This is a genomic window from Castellaniella sp. MT123 (assembly GCF_039614765.1).
In the GTDB taxonomy this organism is placed as follows: domain Bacteria; phylum Pseudomonadota; class Gammaproteobacteria; order Burkholderiales; family Burkholderiaceae_B; genus Castellaniella.
Window position 1 is genome coordinate 1,805,591 of record NZ_CP154879.1, and the last position, 15,753, is coordinate 1,821,343.

The 15,753-nt window shown below is 63.6% G+C and carries 17 protein-coding genes; 11 read left to right on the forward strand and 6 right to left on the reverse strand.

Translation table 11 applies throughout. The features are described from left to right. Nucleotides 1-85 precede the first annotated feature (85 nt). From ABCV34_RS08470 to ABCV34_RS08490, 5 genes are all read left to right on the forward strand, one after another. Nucleotides 86-868: an ABC transporter ATP-binding protein gene (locus tag ABCV34_RS08470; RefSeq protein WP_345795789.1), complete on the forward strand. Its 783-nt coding sequence runs from the start codon at nucleotides 86-88 to the stop codon at nucleotides 866-868. A gap of 67 nt (nucleotides 869-935) precedes the next feature. Continuing rightward, the gene (locus ABCV34_RS08475; RefSeq protein WP_345795790.1) at nucleotides 936-1,649 is read left to right on the forward strand and encodes an ABC transporter ATP-binding protein; all 714 of its coding nucleotides are present in this window, start codon (nucleotides 936-938) and stop codon (nucleotides 1,647-1,649) included. Nucleotides 1,650-1,713: 64 nt separating this feature from the next. Continuing rightward, nucleotides 1,714-2,925 (forward strand): ABC transporter substrate-binding protein, encoded by a 1,212-nt coding sequence (locus ABCV34_RS08480; protein WP_345795791.1) that lies wholly within the window; start codon nucleotides 1,714-1,716, stop codon nucleotides 2,923-2,925. A gap of 91 nt (nucleotides 2,926-3,016) precedes the next feature. Beyond that, nucleotides 3,017-3,904 carry a branched-chain amino acid ABC transporter permease gene (locus ABCV34_RS08485; protein ID WP_345795792.1) on the forward strand — a complete coding sequence of 296 codons (888 nt, stop codon included), beginning with the start codon at nucleotides 3,017-3,019 and terminating at the stop codon, nucleotides 3,902-3,904. Continuing rightward, nucleotides 3,901-4,887, forward strand: coding sequence for a branched-chain amino acid ABC transporter permease (locus tag ABCV34_RS08490; protein ID WP_345795793.1), 987 nt, complete (start codon nucleotides 3,901-3,903; stop codon nucleotides 4,885-4,887). Before ABCV34_RS08485 ends, ABCV34_RS08490 begins: the two co-directional genes overlap by 4 nt. A 133-nt stretch (nucleotides 4,888-5,020) precedes the next feature. Here ABCV34_RS08490 and ABCV34_RS08495 read toward each other — a convergent pair whose 3' ends face one another. The 5 genes from ABCV34_RS08495 to ABCV34_RS08515 all read right to left on the reverse strand — a co-directional run bounded on the left by ABCV34_RS08495 (nucleotide 5,021) and on the right by ABCV34_RS08515 (nucleotide 11,290). Beyond that, on the reverse strand, nucleotides 5,021-6,223 hold the full coding sequence (locus ABCV34_RS08495) for an ABC transporter substrate-binding protein (protein ID WP_345795794.1): 1,203 nt from the start codon (nucleotides 6,221-6,223) through the stop codon (nucleotides 5,021-5,023). A gap of 197 nt (nucleotides 6,224-6,420) precedes the next feature. Next, nucleotides 6,421-7,182, reverse strand: a complete 762-nt coding sequence (locus ABCV34_RS08500; RefSeq protein WP_345795795.1) for an ABC transporter ATP-binding protein — start codon at nucleotides 7,180-7,182, stop codon at nucleotides 6,421-6,423. Next, entirely contained in the window at nucleotides 7,179-9,014 is a 1,836-nt protein-coding gene (locus ABCV34_RS08505; RefSeq protein WP_345795796.1) for a branched-chain amino acid ABC transporter ATP-binding protein/permease, read from the reverse strand. Before ABCV34_RS08505 ends, ABCV34_RS08500 begins: the two co-directional genes overlap by 4 nt. A 1-nt stretch (nucleotide 9,015) precedes the next feature. Next, complete coding sequence (locus ABCV34_RS08510; protein ID WP_345795797.1) at nucleotides 9,016-10,053, reverse strand: branched-chain amino acid ABC transporter permease; 1,038 nt, start codon at nucleotides 10,051-10,053, stop codon at nucleotides 9,016-9,018. A gap of 67 nt (nucleotides 10,054-10,120) precedes the next feature. After that, nucleotides 10,121-11,290: an ABC transporter substrate-binding protein gene (locus ABCV34_RS08515; protein ID WP_345795798.1), complete on the reverse strand. Its 1,170-nt coding sequence runs from the start codon at nucleotides 11,288-11,290 to the stop codon at nucleotides 10,121-10,123. A gap of 343 nt (nucleotides 11,291-11,633) precedes the next feature. Between ABCV34_RS08515 and msrB the strand changes: the two genes are divergently transcribed. The 4 genes from msrB to ABCV34_RS08535 are packed head-to-tail and all read left to right on the forward strand — an operon-like array spanning nucleotide 11,634 to nucleotide 13,712. Continuing rightward, on the forward strand, nucleotides 11,634-12,029 hold the full coding sequence (gene msrB / locus ABCV34_RS08520) for a peptide-methionine (R)-S-oxide reductase MsrB (protein ID WP_345795799.1): 396 nt from the start codon (nucleotides 11,634-11,636) through the stop codon (nucleotides 12,027-12,029). Next, nucleotides 12,026-12,616 (forward strand): septation protein A, encoded by a 591-nt coding sequence (locus ABCV34_RS08525; protein ID WP_345795800.1) that lies wholly within the window; start codon nucleotides 12,026-12,028, stop codon nucleotides 12,614-12,616. The genes msrB and ABCV34_RS08525 overlap by 4 nt, the downstream gene beginning before the upstream one ends. After that, nucleotides 12,613-12,921, forward strand: a complete 309-nt coding sequence (locus tag ABCV34_RS08530; RefSeq protein ID WP_345795801.1) for a BolA family protein — start codon at nucleotides 12,613-12,615, stop codon at nucleotides 12,919-12,921. Before ABCV34_RS08525 ends, ABCV34_RS08530 begins: the two co-directional genes overlap by 4 nt. After that, nucleotides 12,918-13,712: a peptidylprolyl isomerase gene (locus ABCV34_RS08535; protein WP_345795802.1), complete on the forward strand. Its 795-nt coding sequence runs from the start codon at nucleotides 12,918-12,920 to the stop codon at nucleotides 13,710-13,712. Before ABCV34_RS08530 ends, ABCV34_RS08535 begins: the two co-directional genes overlap by 4 nt. 59 nt (nucleotides 13,713-13,771) lie before the next feature. Here ABCV34_RS08535 and ABCV34_RS08540 read toward each other — a convergent pair whose 3' ends face one another. Then, on the reverse strand, nucleotides 13,772-14,692 hold the full coding sequence (locus ABCV34_RS08540; RefSeq protein WP_345795803.1) for a LysR substrate-binding domain-containing protein: 921 nt from the start codon (nucleotides 14,690-14,692) through the stop codon (nucleotides 13,772-13,774). Between the two features lie 105 nt (nucleotides 14,693-14,797). On the opposite strand from ABCV34_RS08540, the gene ABCV34_RS08545 reads away from it, so the two are divergent. Beyond that, nucleotides 14,798-15,253 carry a cupin domain-containing protein gene (locus ABCV34_RS08545; protein ID WP_345795804.1) on the forward strand — a complete coding sequence of 152 codons (456 nt, stop codon included), beginning with the start codon at nucleotides 14,798-14,800 and terminating at the stop codon, nucleotides 15,251-15,253. Further along, a complete protein-coding gene (locus tag ABCV34_RS08550; RefSeq protein WP_345795805.1) occupies nucleotides 15,250-15,714 on the forward strand; it encodes a carboxymuconolactone decarboxylase family protein in 465 nt (154 codons plus the stop codon). Before ABCV34_RS08545 ends, ABCV34_RS08550 begins: the two co-directional genes overlap by 4 nt. The last annotated feature ends 39 nt before the right edge of the window (nucleotides 15,715-15,753 follow it).

A 15,753-nucleotide genomic window follows, 5' to 3' on the forward strand; every position in this document is an offset into this window, starting at 1 on the left:
CCCTATGGAGGCAAGGACCAAACCGACCGATACTTGAAGCATTCCGCCACACGGCGTTGCACTGCGAAAGGGAACTCTGGGCAATATGGGCACGGACCAATCCATCATCCTCGAAACTCGCCAGCTAACCAAGGCCTTCCTTGGATTTGTCGCCGTCGACGCCGTCGATCTGAAGGTCCAGCGCGGCCACATCCACGCGCTCATCGGCCCCAACGGCGCGGGCAAGACCACCTGCTTCAATCTGCTCACCAAATTCCTGACGCCCACCCGCGGCCAGATCCTCTTCGACGGCCAGGAAATCACGGGCGACCGTCCCGCCGAGATCGCCCGCAAAGGCATCATCCGGTCGTTCCAGATCTCCGCCGTCTTCCCGCAGCTCTCCGTGCTCGACAACGTGCGCATCGCGCTGCAGCGCAACACCGGCACCTCCTTTCATTTCTGGCGCAGCGACAATACCCTCAATCACCTGAACGCCCGCGCCATGGAACTGCTCGACGAGGTCGGCCTGGCCGACTTCGCCGACGAAATCACCGTCAATCTGCCCTACGGACGCAAGCGCGCCCTCGAAATCGCCACCACGTTGGCCATGGAACCCAGCCTGATGCTGCTGGACGAACCCACCCAGGGCATGGGCCACGAGGACGTCGATCGCGTCACCCAGCTCATCCAGCAGGTCGGCGCCGGACGCACCATCCTCATGGTCGAACACAACATGAAGGTCGTCTCCTCCATCGCCGACCGCATCACCGTGCTGGCTCGCGGCGCGGTCCTGGCCGAAGGCGACTACACCACCGTTTCCAACAACCCCGCCGTCATGGAAGCCTACATGGGTACGACCCAGGGCGAACTCGAAGGAGCACACGCATGAGCACGCCGGGCCGCCCCAAGTGCGAATTCCCTCTGGGGGAAACGGCACGCAGCGCCAAGGGGGCATCATGAGCGCACCCGCACTCGAAATCTCCAACCTGCAGGCCTGGTACGGTGAATCCCATGTCCTGCATGGCGTCAACATGCGCGTCGATCCCGGCCAGGTGGTCACGCTGCTGGGGCGCAATGGCGCCGGGCGCACCACCACGCTGCGCGCGCTATTGGGCCTGACCAGCCGGCGCACCGGCTCGGTGCGCATCCACGGCACCGAATCCATCCATCTGCCCACCTACCGCATCGCCCACCTGGGCATCGGCTACTGCCCGGAAGAACGCGGCATCTTCGCGTCGCTATCCTGCGAGGAAAACCTGCTGCTGCCCCCCACCGTGGGCAACACGCTGGGCGGGGGCATGTCGCTCGCCGAAATCTACGACATGTTCCCCAATCTGCTGGAACGTCGCCATTCGCCCGGCACGCGCCTGTCGGGTGGCGAACAGCAGATGCTGGCCGTCGCGCGCATCCTGCGCACGGGCGCCAATCTGCTGCTGCTCGACGAAATCTCCGAGGGCCTCGCCCCGGTCATCGTCCAGGCGCTGGCCCGCATGATCACCACCCTCAAATCCAAGGGCTACACCATCGTCATGGTGGAACAAAATTTCCGCTTCGCCGCTCCGCTGGCCGACCATTTCTATGTCATGGAACATGGCCAGATCGTCGAGGAATTCCCTGCGGCACAACTGCAGGAAAAGCAGACAACACTCGACAGCCTGCTGGGCGTCTGACGACGCCATATCCTCTTCCTTCACCCTACCTGCCGGCTCAGCCGGCCACCTCAGGAGATTTCCCATGAAACTGCGTACCCTATCCGCTGCACTGGCCGTTGCGGGCCTGGGATTTGGCCTTTCCGCTCAGGCTGCCGGGATATCCGACAATGTCATCCGCATTGGTTTCATCACCGACATGTCGGGTGTGTACGGCGACGTCGACGGCCAGGCAGGCGCCGACGCGATCCGCATGGCGATCGCCGACATGGGCGGGGAAATCAACGGGAAAAAGATCGAGCTGCTGACGGCCGACCACCAGAACAAGGCCGACATTGCCTCGGCCCGCGCCCGCGACTGGTTCGACACCCAACACCTGGACATGCTGGTTGGGGGCACCAACTCCGCGACGGCGCTGGCCATGGCCGGCGTGGCAGCCGAAAAGAAAAAGCCCTTCATCGCGATCGGCCCGGGCTCTTCGCTGCTGACCAATGACAAGTGCACACCCTACACGGTGCACTACGCTTACAACACGACGGCCCTGGCCCACGGCACCGGTTCGGCCGTGGTGCGCGAAGGCGGCAAGACCTGGTTTTTCCTGACCGCCGACTACGCTTTCGGCCATTCGCTGGAACAGGATACGGCCAAAGTCGTGAAGGCCGACGGCGGCAAGGTCCTGGGCGAAGTACGCGCGCCGCTGTCCACCACCGATTTCTCGTCCTTCCTGCTGCAGGCCCAGAGCTCCGGCGCCCAGGTGCTGGGGCTGGCCAACGCGGGGGGCGACTTCATCAATTCGGTCAAGGCCGCGAAGGAATTCGGCATCACCAAGACCATGAAACTCGCTGGTCTGCTGGTGTTCATCAACGACATCCACTCGCTGGGGCTGGACAACACGGCGGGCCTGTACCTGACCACGCCCTGGTACTGGAACCAGACCGACGCCTCCCGCGCCTGGGCCAAGCGCTTCTTTGACAAGCACAACCGGGCACCGTCGTTCCTGCAGGCGGGCGACTACTCCGCCGCCCGCACCTACCTGGAAGCCGTCAAGGCCACGGGCAGCGACGACGGCGACACCGTCATGCAATACCTGAAATCCCACAAAATCAACGACATGTTCGTCAAAAACGGCTATATCCGGAAGGACGGCCTGATGATGCACGACATGTACCTGGCCCAGGTCAAGCGCCCCGACCAGTCCAAGGCACCTTGGGATTACTACAACATCATCCGCGACCTGCCGGCCGAATCGGTCTACGGTCCGGAATCTCAGTCCACCTGCCCCCTGCTCAAGAGCTAATCACGACGCCTGACAGGCCAGGCCTCGCCGCATAGCGGCGGGGCCTGGCCTGTCAGCCAGCGCTCCCGTCATCCGCCTTTGCCGCAGCCCTATGACAGAACTTTTCGGTGTACCCATCCAGGCCCTGCTCGGCCAGCTCTTGCTGGGTCTGGTCAACGGCTCCTTTTACGCCGTCCTCTCCCTGGGGCTGGCCATCATCTTCGGCCTGCTCAACATCATCAATTTCACTCACGGCGCGCTCTACATGCTGGGCGCCTTCGTCGCCTGGCTGGGCCTGCAGTACCTGGGGTTGAACTACTGGGTGATGCTCGTCATCTCGCCCATCGTCGTCGGGCTCTTCGGCATCCTGCTCGAACGCCTGCTGCTGCGCCACCTGTACAAGCTCGACCCCCTGTACGGGCTGCTGCTCACCTTCGGCCTGGCCCTCATCATCGAAGGGGTCTTTCGCAGCGCCTACGGGGTATCGGGCCAGCCCTACTCCACGCCCGCCCTGCTGCAAGGCGGCGTGAACCTGGGCTTCATGTACCTGCCGATCTACCGCGCCTGGGTCGTGGTCGCCTCGGTGCTCGTCTGCCTGATCACCTGGTTCCTGATCGAGAAAACCCACCTGGGCGCGCTGCTGCGCGCCGGCACCGAGAACGCCAAACTGGTCGAGGCCTTCGGCGTCAACGTCCCGCTCATGATCTCGCTCACCTTCGGGGCCGGGGTCGCGCTGGCCGCCTTCGCCGGCGTGCTGGCGGCCCCCATCCTGCAGGTGTCCCCGCTCATGGGCTCGAACCTCATCATCGTGGTGTTCGCCGTGGTCGTCATCGGCGGCATGGGCTCGATCATGGGCTCGATCGTCACCGGCCTGGGGCTGGGCGTCATCGAAGGCTTCACCAAGGTCTTCTGGCCGGAAGCCTCCACCACCGTGGTGTTCATCATCATGGTGATCGTGCTGCTGCTGCGCCCGGCGGGGCTTTTCGGGAAGGAATCATGAATCGTCAACTGCTTGGCTACCTGATCGCCATCGTCGTGATCGCGGTGCTCCCCGAACTGGGCGCCTATCCGATCTTCATCATGAAGGTCATGTGCTATGCGCTGTTTGCCTGCGCCTTCAACCTGCTGCTGGGCTACACCGGCCTGCTGTCCTTCGGCCATGCCGCCTTTCTGGGGCTGGCCGGCTACACCTGCGGCCAGGCGCTTGCCGTCTGGGGCTGGCCGACAGCCAGCGGCCTGGTGTTCGGCACCGCCTGCGCCGCCCTGCTGGGCCTGATCTTCGGCATCCTCTCCATCCGGCGCAGCGGCATCTATTTCGCCATGATCACCCTGGCGCTGTCGCAGATGCTGTTCTTCTACTTCCTGCAGGCCCCCTTCACCGGCGGCGAGGACGGGCTGCAGGGCATCCCGCGCGGCAGCATCCTGGGGCTGGACCTGAACCGCGACATCAATCTGTACTACGTCGTCATGGCCATCTTCGTGCTGGGCTACGCCCTGATCTGGCGCACGGTGCACTCCCCCTTCGGGCAGGCCCTCAAGGCCATCCGCGAGAACGAACCCCGCATGATCTCGCTGGGCTACCACGTCGATCGCTTCAAGCTGCTGGCCTTCGTGCTCTCGGCGACCCTGTCCGGCCTGGCCGGCGCCACCAAATCGGTGGTCTTCGTCTCGGCCACGCTCTCGGACGCCACCTGGCAGATGTCGGGCATGGTCATCCTGATGACGCTCATCGGCGGCATGGGCACGCTCACCGGCCCGGTGCTGGGCGCCATCATCGTCGTGGCCCTGGAAAACAAGGTCGGCGACATCGGCCGCTTCCTGATGCAGGAAACCGGCATCGCGTGGTTCCGCGTGCTGGGCGAATCGGTGACGATCGTCATCGGCCTGATCTTCGTCATCTGCGTGCTGACCTTCCGCCGCGGCATCGTCGGCGAATGGCTGCACCGCCTGCAGACCAGACGCGCCACCAAAGCCGCCAGCTGACCCGGCGCCCGCGCCAGGACAGCATGAAAAATCCCGGCTCTGAAAAGAGCCGGGATTTTTTCTGGGCAGAATTCCCGCCAGGTCAGGCCAATGCCGCCAAGATCCCATCCGGGTTCCTGGCGGCAAGGTTTGCTCAGCCCTTCTTGACCAGCGGGCAGGTGCTCTCGGACAGCGGCACGGACACCAGACTGGCGGGCAACGTGCGCAGGATCTTGTAATAATCCCATGGCCCCTTGGACTCCTTGGGCGTCTTGACCTCGACCAGATACATGTCGTGGGCCATCCAACCGTCCTTGCGGACTACACCGTTGTGCGCAAAGAAGTCGTTGACGGGCAGCTCGCGCATTTTTTCCGCCACCGCCTTGCCATCGGTCGTGCCGGCTGCCTTGACCGCCTGCAGGTAGTGCAACGTCGAGGAATACACGCTGGCCTGGACCATGCCGGGCTCGCGATTGGTCAGCTTCATGAAGCGCGCGGAGAATTTCCGGCTGGCATCGTCGCGATTCCAGTAGAACGGTGTGGTCGCCACCAGGCCTTGGGCCTTTTCCAGCCCGAGAGCGTGCACGTCGCTGATCACGATACCCAGGGCAACCAGTTTCTGCCCGCCCTTGGTCAGGCCGAATTCCGCCGCCTGTTTGATGCTGTTGCTGGTATCGGCCCCCGCGTTGGCCAGCGCCACCGCCTGCGCCTTGGAGGACTGGGCCTGCAGCAGGAAGGACGCAAAATCGGACGTGCCTACCGGGTGGAAGACCTCGCCGACGACCTTGCCGCCGTTCTTGTCGACGACCTTGGTCAGGTCGGCCGCCAACTGCTTGCCGTAGGCATAGTCGGCGCCCAGGATGAACCAGGTCTTGGCGCCTTCCTTGACCAGGCCGGTGGCGGTGCCGACCGACGAGGCATAGGTGTCGAAGGCCCAATGGAATCCGGTGGGGGAACACGCCTTGCCCGTCAGGGCCGCCGAGAACGGCCCGGACGCGATGGTGATCTTGCCCTTTTCCTGGGCCAGGCCTTGAACGGCCAGCGCCACCGCCGAATTGGTCAGGTCGCCGATCATCTCGACGTGGTCCACGTCGAACCATTTACGTGCGATCGAAGTCCCCACGTCCGTCTTGTTCTGGTGGTCGGCCGACAGGACCTCGATCTTGCGGCCCAACACCTGACCGCCAAAATCCTGGACCGCCATCTTCGCTGCCGTGACCGACGTCACCCCGCCAAAATCCGAGTAGAGGCCTGATTGATCGTTGAGGACCCCGATCCGCAGGGGTTCGGCCGCGCCCGCGAACTGGGGCAACGCGGCGGAAAGCGCCATGCACAGCAACAACCGCTTCGTCTTCATAGACTGTCTCCGTGGGTTATCGATCTGTAAGGCCCCACAGAAAACAGGTCCGGACAAGCACCCTAGGGGGTCTTTCCATCCGAGGTTATCGTCGCCGGCTTGAAGGTGTCAATGCGAATGAACCCGCCGGAGCAGAGAAATGGCATCCCACTTCGCGGCCGGCATGCCGCTCGGACTTGCCTGGCACAGAAGAGTCATCAATGACTCTTCTGTGTCCCCGCAAGCCCTAAATAGCTTTCGATGACTCGGGGGTGGCCGGCGAGCATCCGCGCTTCGCCTTGCAGGACGACTGCTCCGGTTTCCAGCACGTAGCCGGCATCGGCCACGTGCAGGGCGGCGCGGGCGTTCTGTTCGACCAGCAGGATCGACACGCCGGCGTTGCGCAACTGAGCAATGGTCTGGAAGATTTCCCGGACGACCCGGGGTGCCAGGCCCAGGCTGGGTTCATCCAGCATGAGCAGCGACGGCCGCGCCATCAGGGCACGCCCCACAGCCAGCATCTGGCGTTCCCCGCCCGACAGGGTGCCGGCCGCCTGGTCCGCCCTTTCGCGCAAACGGGGGAACAGGGTGTAGACCTCGTCCAGCGTATCCTGCCAGCCACGCACGCCCGCCCGATACAGCCGGAAGCCACCCAGCAGCAGGTTGTCGTGCACCGACATGCTGGCAAAGAGTTCCCGACGTTCCGGCACCAGCGTCAGGCCCAACCCCACCCGGCGCTCGATATCCCAGTCCTGGATCGCCTGTCCCTGGAACAGGATCTTGCCGTGGCTATGCCCGCGCTGCGGCAGGGCCCCCATCAGGGCATTGAGCAGGGTGGACTTGCCGGCCCCGTTCGCGCCGATCACGGTGACGATCTGGCCTCGGCCCACCGTCAGATCCAGCGGATCCAGGGCTGCGACCTTGCCGTATTGCGCGGACAGTCCTTGAACGGACAGCAGTGTCTCGGGAGCGCCCATCATGCATTCACCCTGTGGCCGGCGGCCGGCACGATTTCCCAGTCATCGTCCTGACCGCCCAGATAAGCCTCCACCACCGCCGGATTGGTCCGTATGTCGGCCGGGATGCCTTCCGCCAGCTGCGTGCCAAAATCCATGACCAGCAGATGGTCGGTCAGCTTCATGACGAAATCCATGTCGTGTTCCACCAACAGCAGGCTCATGCCATCGTGCCGCAACTGATCCAGGACCGCGGCCAGCGCCTGCTTTTCCTGATAGCGCAGGCCGGCGGCCGGTTCATCGAGCAACAGCAGGATCGGGTCCCCGCACAGCGCTCGCGCGATCTCCACGATGCGCTGGCGGCCCAGCGGCAGGCTGCCCGCGGGCTGCTCCATGACGTCGCCCAGGCCGACGCGTTCGAGCTGGCGCGCGGCTTCCTTCAGCAACGAGGCTTCGCTGACGCGATCCAGCCGCAGCGCCGCGGCGGCCACACCGGCCCGGCTGCGCAGGTGGGCCCCCAAGGCCACATTGTCCAGCACGCTCATGTCCGGCAATAGCTGCACATGCTGGAAGCTGCGCACCAGACCCCGGCGAGCGATGTCGTGCGCTGGCCGGCCGTCGATACGGTCTCCCATGAAGCGCACCTGGCCGCCGCTGAGCGGCAGCACGCCACTGATCAGATTGAAGGTCGTGCTCTTGCCCGCGCCATTGGGGCCGATCAGCCCCATGATTTCGCCGGCGCGCAGGCGGAAACTGATGTCGTTGACCGCCACCAGGCCGCCGAATTCCTTGCGGACCCGATCGACCTCGAGCACGGTCTCACCCGCCTGGGGCGGGCGCCGCCGCGGCAGATCGGCCGCATCGGCGTACCAGGCCGCTGCGCGCCGGGCGGGTTCCCCGCCCAGCCCCAGCCACCGCCCGATGCGTGCCAGGACGGGCCACAGCCCGCCGCGCGCAAACTGCAGCACCAGGATCATCAGCACGCCGAAGGCCAGCAGTTCCAGATTGACGCCCGTCCCGACGAGCTTGGGCAGTACGTTCTGCAGCTGATCTTTGATGATGAGGATGGTGGCGGCACCCGCGACCGCACCCCACACGCTGCCGGATCCGCCCACCACCGCCATGAACAGGTATTCGATGCCGTAGCCCAGACCGAACGGGCTGGGGCTGACGGCCCGCTGCATATGCGCGTACAACCAGCCCGATACGCTGCCCAGCAAAGCGGCATAGACGAAGATGACGACCTTGTAGTGCGCCAGATCGACCCCGAAGGATTCGGCCATGGAGCCGCTGCGCAGCGCCCGGATCGCGCGGCCGGCCCGCGAATCGAGCAGGTTGCGCGTCGCCCACAGGGCCAGCAGCAGGACCAGCCAGATCAACACGTACATGGATTCGCTGGCGCTCAGGGACCAGCTGCCAAGATACAGCGGCGGGATGCCGGCGATGCCGTCGTAGCGCCCCAGAAAATCCAGATTGCCATACAGGTAATACAGCGCCAGGCACCAGGCCAGCGTGCACAAGGGCAGATAATGGCCTGACAGGCGCAAGGTGATCGCGCCCAGCGCGTAGGCGACCAAGCAGGTGAGCAGCAGGCCGGCCAGAAGCCCCAGCCAGGGCGAGACCCCGATCGCGGTCGTCAGCCAGGCGGTGGTATAGGCCCCCAGCCCCACGAAGGCCGATTGCCCGAAGGACGTCAGCCCCCCGACGCCGGTCAGCAGGACCAGCCCCAGCACCACCAGGCCATAGAGCCCGATGTAGTTCATCTGCGTGATCCAGAACGGCGGCACCCCTGGAATCCACGGCAACAGCGCCAGCGCGACCAGGCCCAGGGTCTGGATCAGACGAGTCCGCGTCACGTCAGTCCTCCTCGTCCAGCTGGACACTGCCCAACGAACGCCACAGCAGGACCGGAATGATCAGGGTGAACACGATGGCTTCCTTGAAAGGGCTGGCCCAGAATGAGGAAAAGGCTTCCAGGACGCCCACGAACAGCGCGCCGGCCGCGGCGGCCGGATAGCTGATGAGCCCTCCGAAAATGGCGGCCACGAACCCCTTCAGACCGATCAGGAAGCCCGTGTCGTAATAGATGGTGGTGATGGCGGCGATCAGCATGCCCGACAGCGCGCCGATGGCGGCCGCCAGGGTGAAGGTCAGTCCGCCGGCCACCCGCGTGCTGATCCCGACCAGGCGGGCGCCCCGGCGGTTGACCGCCGTCGCCCGCAATGCACGGCCATACAGGGTCCGGCCAAAGAACAACCACAAGGCGGCAATCAAGACCACACAGGTCCCCAGCACGGCAAAGGTCTGAGCCGTCCAGGCCACGGGACCGATTTGCACGGTGCCCTCGACCAGCGCAGGCGTGCGCCAGCCCTCGGCACCGAAGAACAGCAGGCCCAGCCCCGTCAGGGCGAAATGCACCGCCACGGAAATGATCAGCAAAACCAGCACGCTGGCCTGTTCCACCGGCTGGTAGACCAGCCGGTAAATCATCGGCCCCAGGGGGATCACCAGCGCCAGCGCGAACAGCACACGCAACGCCAGCGGCACCCCTGGCGCCGCGGCCATTGGCGCAAGGGCCAGCAGCGCCAGCGGCAGGATCAGCGCCCAGGCCAGGGTGCGGCCGTAGCCCCGCCACTGGTGCGTGCGCCAGGCCGACACCGCCTCGACCAGGCACGTCAGGACACCCAGCAGAAGCAGCAGATACGCGGTCCCGGGCACACGGCCGTTGGCGAGGAAGGCCAACGACAGCGCGCCGAAGGTGACGAACTCGCCTTGCGGAATGAAGATCACGCGGGTGACCAGGAACACCAGCACCAGCGCCAGTCCCAACAGGGCGTAGATCGCCCCATTGAGGATGCCATCCTGCAGCAGGATCAGGGCAATCGTCAGATCCATGCCCCACCTGCCCTACCGGGATTGCGCGGGGCGCCGCCCGCGTGGATGTGTCGATATGGCCGCATGCTTACAGATCCGGTTGATAGGTCCACTTGCCATTGACGACCTGGACCATCACGCGACCTCGCTTGTCCAGACCGGCGTGGTCCGTGGGGCTCATGTTGAAGATCCCCTGGGAGGCGGGCAGCTCGTGGACCTGTTCCAGGGCATCCCGCAGGGCGGCCCGGAATTCCGGCGTGCCGGGCTTCGCACCGGTCTTCAGCGCACGGGGAATGGCGTCGTTGATCAGCTGACCCGCATCCCACATGTGGCCACCGAAGGTGTTGGTCGTGCCCGGGCCATATTTCGCCTCGTAGGCATGGACGTACGCCAGAGCGCTCTTTTTGGCCGGGTTGCTGTCGGGCAGCTGTTCGGCGACCAGCAGCGGGCCGGCCGGCAGGATCATGCCATTGCAGGCCTTGCCGCACACCCGCAGCACGTCGCTGTTGGCCGCACCGTGGGTCTGATAGATCTTGCCTTTGTAGCCACGCTCGACCAGTTCGCGCTGCGGCAGAGCCACCGGCGTACCCGAAGCCGCGATCAGAATGCCGTCCGGACGGGCGGCCAGCAACTTCAACACCTGGCCCGTCACGCTGGTGTCCGGGCGGGCAAACCGTTCGGCCGCGACGACCTTGATGCCCTTGGCTTCGGCTGCCGCCTTCATTTCCTGCAGCCAGCCGTCGCCGTAGGCGTCGCTGAAGCCGATGAAGCCCAGGGTCTTGACCTTTTGTTTGACCATGGCGTCAGCCAGGGCGCTGGCCATCAGCGCGTCGTTCTGCGGCGTCTTGAAGACCCATTTGCGCGGGCCATCCACCGGCTCGACCAGTTTCGCGTTGGCCGCGACACTGATCATGGGCGTCTTCGTTTCGGCTGCCACATCCGACATGGCCAGCGAAGCCGGCGTCACCGACGTACCCAGCACGACGTCGACATGATCGTCGGCCGTGAACTTGCGGATGTTCTTGACGGCCTGAGTCGTATCCGTGGCGTCGTCCAGCACGATGTACTGCACCTTCTGGCCGCCGATTTCCGTCGGCAACAAGGCCACGGTATCGCGCTCGGGAATGCCCAACGAAGCCGCCGGCCCGGTGGCGGAAACTGTCACACCGACCTTGATCTGGGCCGATACCGTCAGCGGCAGGGCAGCCAGCAGGGCGGCGGCACCCAGGGTCAGCCGAAAGGAACGCGCAAATGTCATGTTTGTCTCCGAGTGGTTTGGTTTTCAAGCCGGGATGCCGGTGGCGTGGCAGGACAAAACCGCGCCATCAAGCAATCCTTGATTACAAATCAGGCCGTTTTCAGCATGAATCATGAACGGGCGTCATATTATCGCAGGCAGACGCAATTTGCTGCTGAATTCCCGTACGCGGCAAACGCCGCCCCTACGGGATCGCGTGCACCGCCGCCGGATCCCCGGCGAAGTGGGTCGCTTCGTCCGGGGCGCATCAAAGTGCAACGCGGGATGACGAAGACGGGACATCAGATAAAAAGTCGTTTAAGATAAGTAGGTTATCGAAATCGAGACTGGATGCTGGTTTCCTGTGGACAAGGTCACGCGCACTGACGCCCAATGGCGTGCGCAGCTTACCCCGGACGAATTCGCCGTCACGCGGCTGAAACACACCGAACGCCCCTTTACCGGCCGCTACTGGGATTCCACCCAGACCGGCACCTATGTTTGCGTGTGTTGCGGCACCCCCCTGTTCGCCTCGGACACCAAATTCGAGGCCGGTTGCGGCTGGCCCAGCTACTTCGAACCGATCCGCCCCGACGGCGTGCGCGAAGAACGCGACGTCAGCCATGGCATGATCCGCACGGAAATCCTGTGCGCCACCTGCGATGCGCATCTGGGACACGTCTTCAATGACGGCCCGGCCCCGACGGGCCTGCGCTACTGCATCAATTCCCTCTCCCTCAAATTCATCCCGGCCGAATGAAAAAACTTCTTTTCGACCTTTTCCCCCTCATCCTGTTTTTTCTGGCTTTCCGTTTTGCCGACATCTACGTCGCCACGGGCGTGGCCATGGCCGCCGCGATCACACAGATCCTCTGGCTGCGGTTGACCGGCCGCGCCATCGAAGGCACGCACTGGATCAACCTGACGGTAATCGTCGTCTTCGGCGGGGCAACCCTGCTGTTCCATGACGATACCTTCATCAAATGGAAGCCCACCGTCCTGTACTGGCTGTTCGCGGTGATCCTGCTGGGCTCGCGCGTGCTCATGGGGCGCAATCTCATGCGCCGTCTGATGGGCGAAAAGATCGCCCTGCCCGAACGTGCCTGGAGCCGCCTGAACGACAGCTGGGCGGGCTTCTTCATCGCCTCCGGGGCGCTGAACCTGTACGTCGCGTTTTCCGGGCGCTTCACGGAATCCCAGTGGGTGAACTTCAAGGTCTTCGGCCTGATGATCCTGCTGCTGCTCTTCGTCGTCGTACAGTCAGTCTGGCTGGGCCGGCACATCCAGGCCGACCCCGCCAATGAGCCCGCGCCCACTTCACCAGCGGACGACGCGGACCCCTCATGACCAATGCCACCCCCGCGTCCCCGCTGCCGTCGGCCGACTTGCGCGAACTGCTCGCACAGCGCCTGCGGCACCTGGAGCCGGCCACACTGGATCTGGTCGACGAATCCCATCTGCACGCCGGCCATGCAGGCGCCCAAGGCGGCGCACGGCACTTTCGCGTGCGCATCATGTCGAAACAATTCGAGGGACTGGGAACCCTTGCGCGTCATCGCCTTGTGTATGATTGCGTGCGAGATCTGATGCCCCATCCGATTCACGCATTGGCCATCGAGGCCATCACTCCCCAAACTGAAGGACTTTCATGAAACGTATCGCTGCTGTGGCCCTGGCTTGCTCGTTGGCCTTGCCGGTCTACGCCAAGGACATCGCCACTGTCAACGGCCAGGGGATCTCCCAGGCCAAATTCGACCAGTTCGTCAGCCTGCTGATCAGCCAGGGCGCCCAGGATACGCCGCAGTTGCGCGACCAGGTCAAACAGGAAATGATCAACCGTCTGGTGGCGGTCCAGGCCGCCGAGAAGGCCGGCCTGCAAAAGGACCCGGCCGTCCAGCAGGAAACCGAACTGGCCACGCAGAGCATCCTGGTGCGCGCGCTGATGGCGAAGTACCTGAAGGATCACCCCGTCACCGACGCGAATCTGAAGAAGGAATACGACACGATCAAGGCCGAACAGGCCGATCGCAAGGAATACAAGCTGCGCCACATCCTGGTCAAGGACGAGGACGCAGCCAAAGCCCTGATCAAGTCGATCAAGGCAAAGAAAATCAGCTTTGACGCCGCAGCGAAGAAAGACTCCATCGACACCGGCAGCGGCAAGAACGGCGGCGAACTGGGCTGGGGCCCGACCACCAACTACGTGCCGGAATTCGCCAAGGCCGTGGAAAGCATGAAGAAGGGCGACACCAGCACCGAACCCGTGAAGACACAATTCGGCTGGCACATCATCCAGGTCGAAGATGTCCGCCCCGTTGCCTTCCCGTCCTTCGACGAAGCGAAGCCGCAGCTGGAAGAAATGATGCGCCAACAGGCCCTGGGCGACTACCAGAAGAGCCTGATGAAGGACGCCAAGGTCGTGGACAACAGCGCCACGAAGTAAGCGCCCATTCCTTTGCAAGCCAATGGCCTCCGATGGGAGGCCATTTTTGTTTTCAACGATTACCCGGACTGGCTCCACAAAGGGTCGCTGGCCATAAGCTCGGCCACCCAGTCGGTCAGCACCCGCACTTTGGCCGACAGGCGCCGCGTGTAAGGATAGACTACCGAGACCGGCATGCTTGCCATATTCCAGTCCTTCAGAATTTCGACAAGCTCGCCCGCACGAAGGTGATGGTTGATTTCCGCCCGGGCCAGGAAGGCGACACCGAGACCCGCAACGGCGGCGGCAGTGGCGACACTGCCATTGTCGAAATACATGAATGGGGTCTGGTCGAGTGTAAAGCTTTCCTTTCCACGGGTCAGCGTGGGCACGAACTGCTTCCCCGTCCCCGGAAACCTGAAGCCCAGATATCGGTGTTGCGCCAAACAGGAGGGATGATCGATCGCGGCCGCACTTGCCAGATAGGAAGGCGCGGCGCAGGCGCAGAACTGCATCTGCCCCACGGCCCGGGACACCAGGGCGAGATCGGCCAGAGCCCCCCCCCGGATGGCGCAGTCGATACCCTCTTCCACTAAATCCACGACGCGCTCACTACAGCCGATATCGAGCCGAATTTCGGGAAATCTTGCCGTGAAGTCCGGGAGTGCGGGGATGACCAGATGGATGCCCACGGGAGTCGGCATTTCGACCGAGACGCGGCCCCGGACGACATTATGGCTCTGCGACACCGAGGCCTCGAGTTCGTCCACCTCGTCGATCAGGGCACGGGCGCGCGCATAGTATGCCGTGCCCTCGGCCGTGGGCGAAACTTTACGGGTGCTGCGATGCAGGAGCTTGATCCCCAACAGCTTCTCCAGTGACAGGACCTGGCCTGACACTGTCGTGGTGGCCAAGCCCAATGATTCCGCCGCCTTGCTGAAACCGCCGACTTCCACGATCCGGCAAAAGGCGCGCATTGCTTCGAGGCGATCCAGAGCCATGATTATCCGATTTTTCGTACAAAGAAAACGATTTTAGCTACTTTACCTCGAAACAAAGGCGTAATAAAGTGGGATCACTCCATCCACAAACAGGCACCCACACTCATGGCTCAGCTCATCAATCGCTCCATCGTCGCGGCGTTCTGCTCTTTGGCGATGCTCACCTGGCCTGCCGTCTCATCGGCACACGAGGCAGGCGAGAAAGTCATCACCAATTTCGAGCAGGCGATACCCAATATTCCGGGGAAATCCCTGATCGCGGTCGAAGTGGACTACGCGCCGGGCGCGTCTTCTGTGCCGCATCATCACGCCAAATCGGCCTTTATCTACGCCTATGTCGTATCGGGCGCCATTGAATCCAAGGTCGATGACGGCAAGACCCGCGTCTACACAGCCGGCCAGAGCTGGTCGGAAGCCCCGGGAGCAAGCCACCTGATCAGCCGCAACGCGAGCAAAACCAAACCGGCCAAGCTGCTGGCGGTCTTTGTCGTGGACACGGACGACCACGCCCTGACCACCCCCACGAAATCATCCACACAATCGGCAAAGGCTCTGAAATGACTCAACGAATCGACTACAGCCAGGTTGCGCCGGACGGCGTGAAAGCCCTTGGCGGGGTATACAGCTACGTGCGGCACAGCGGCTTGCCGGCCGACCTGATCGAACTGGTTTTTCTTCGCGTTTCGCAGATCAACAACTGCGCATTCTGTCTGGACATGCATACCCGGGACTTGCTGAAAAAAGGCATGAAAATCGACAAAATCGCCCTGGTCCAGGCATGGCACGAAGCCGGAAATCTGTTCAGCGCCCGGGAACGCGCCGCCCTCGCCTGGGCGGAAACCGTCACCCGGGTTTCCGTCACCGGCGTTCCCGATGCGGACTACCAGGCGGCAAGAGCGGTGTTCGACGAAAAAGAACTCGTCGACCTGACGATCACCGTGGGCTTGATGAACGTCTACAACCGCATGGCGATCAGTTTCCGGAACCCACCGCAGGCGGTTCTTGAAAATAGTCGGCTGTAACGGCCTTCCACGCGGCTGGCATACCACTCAGGTTCGGCG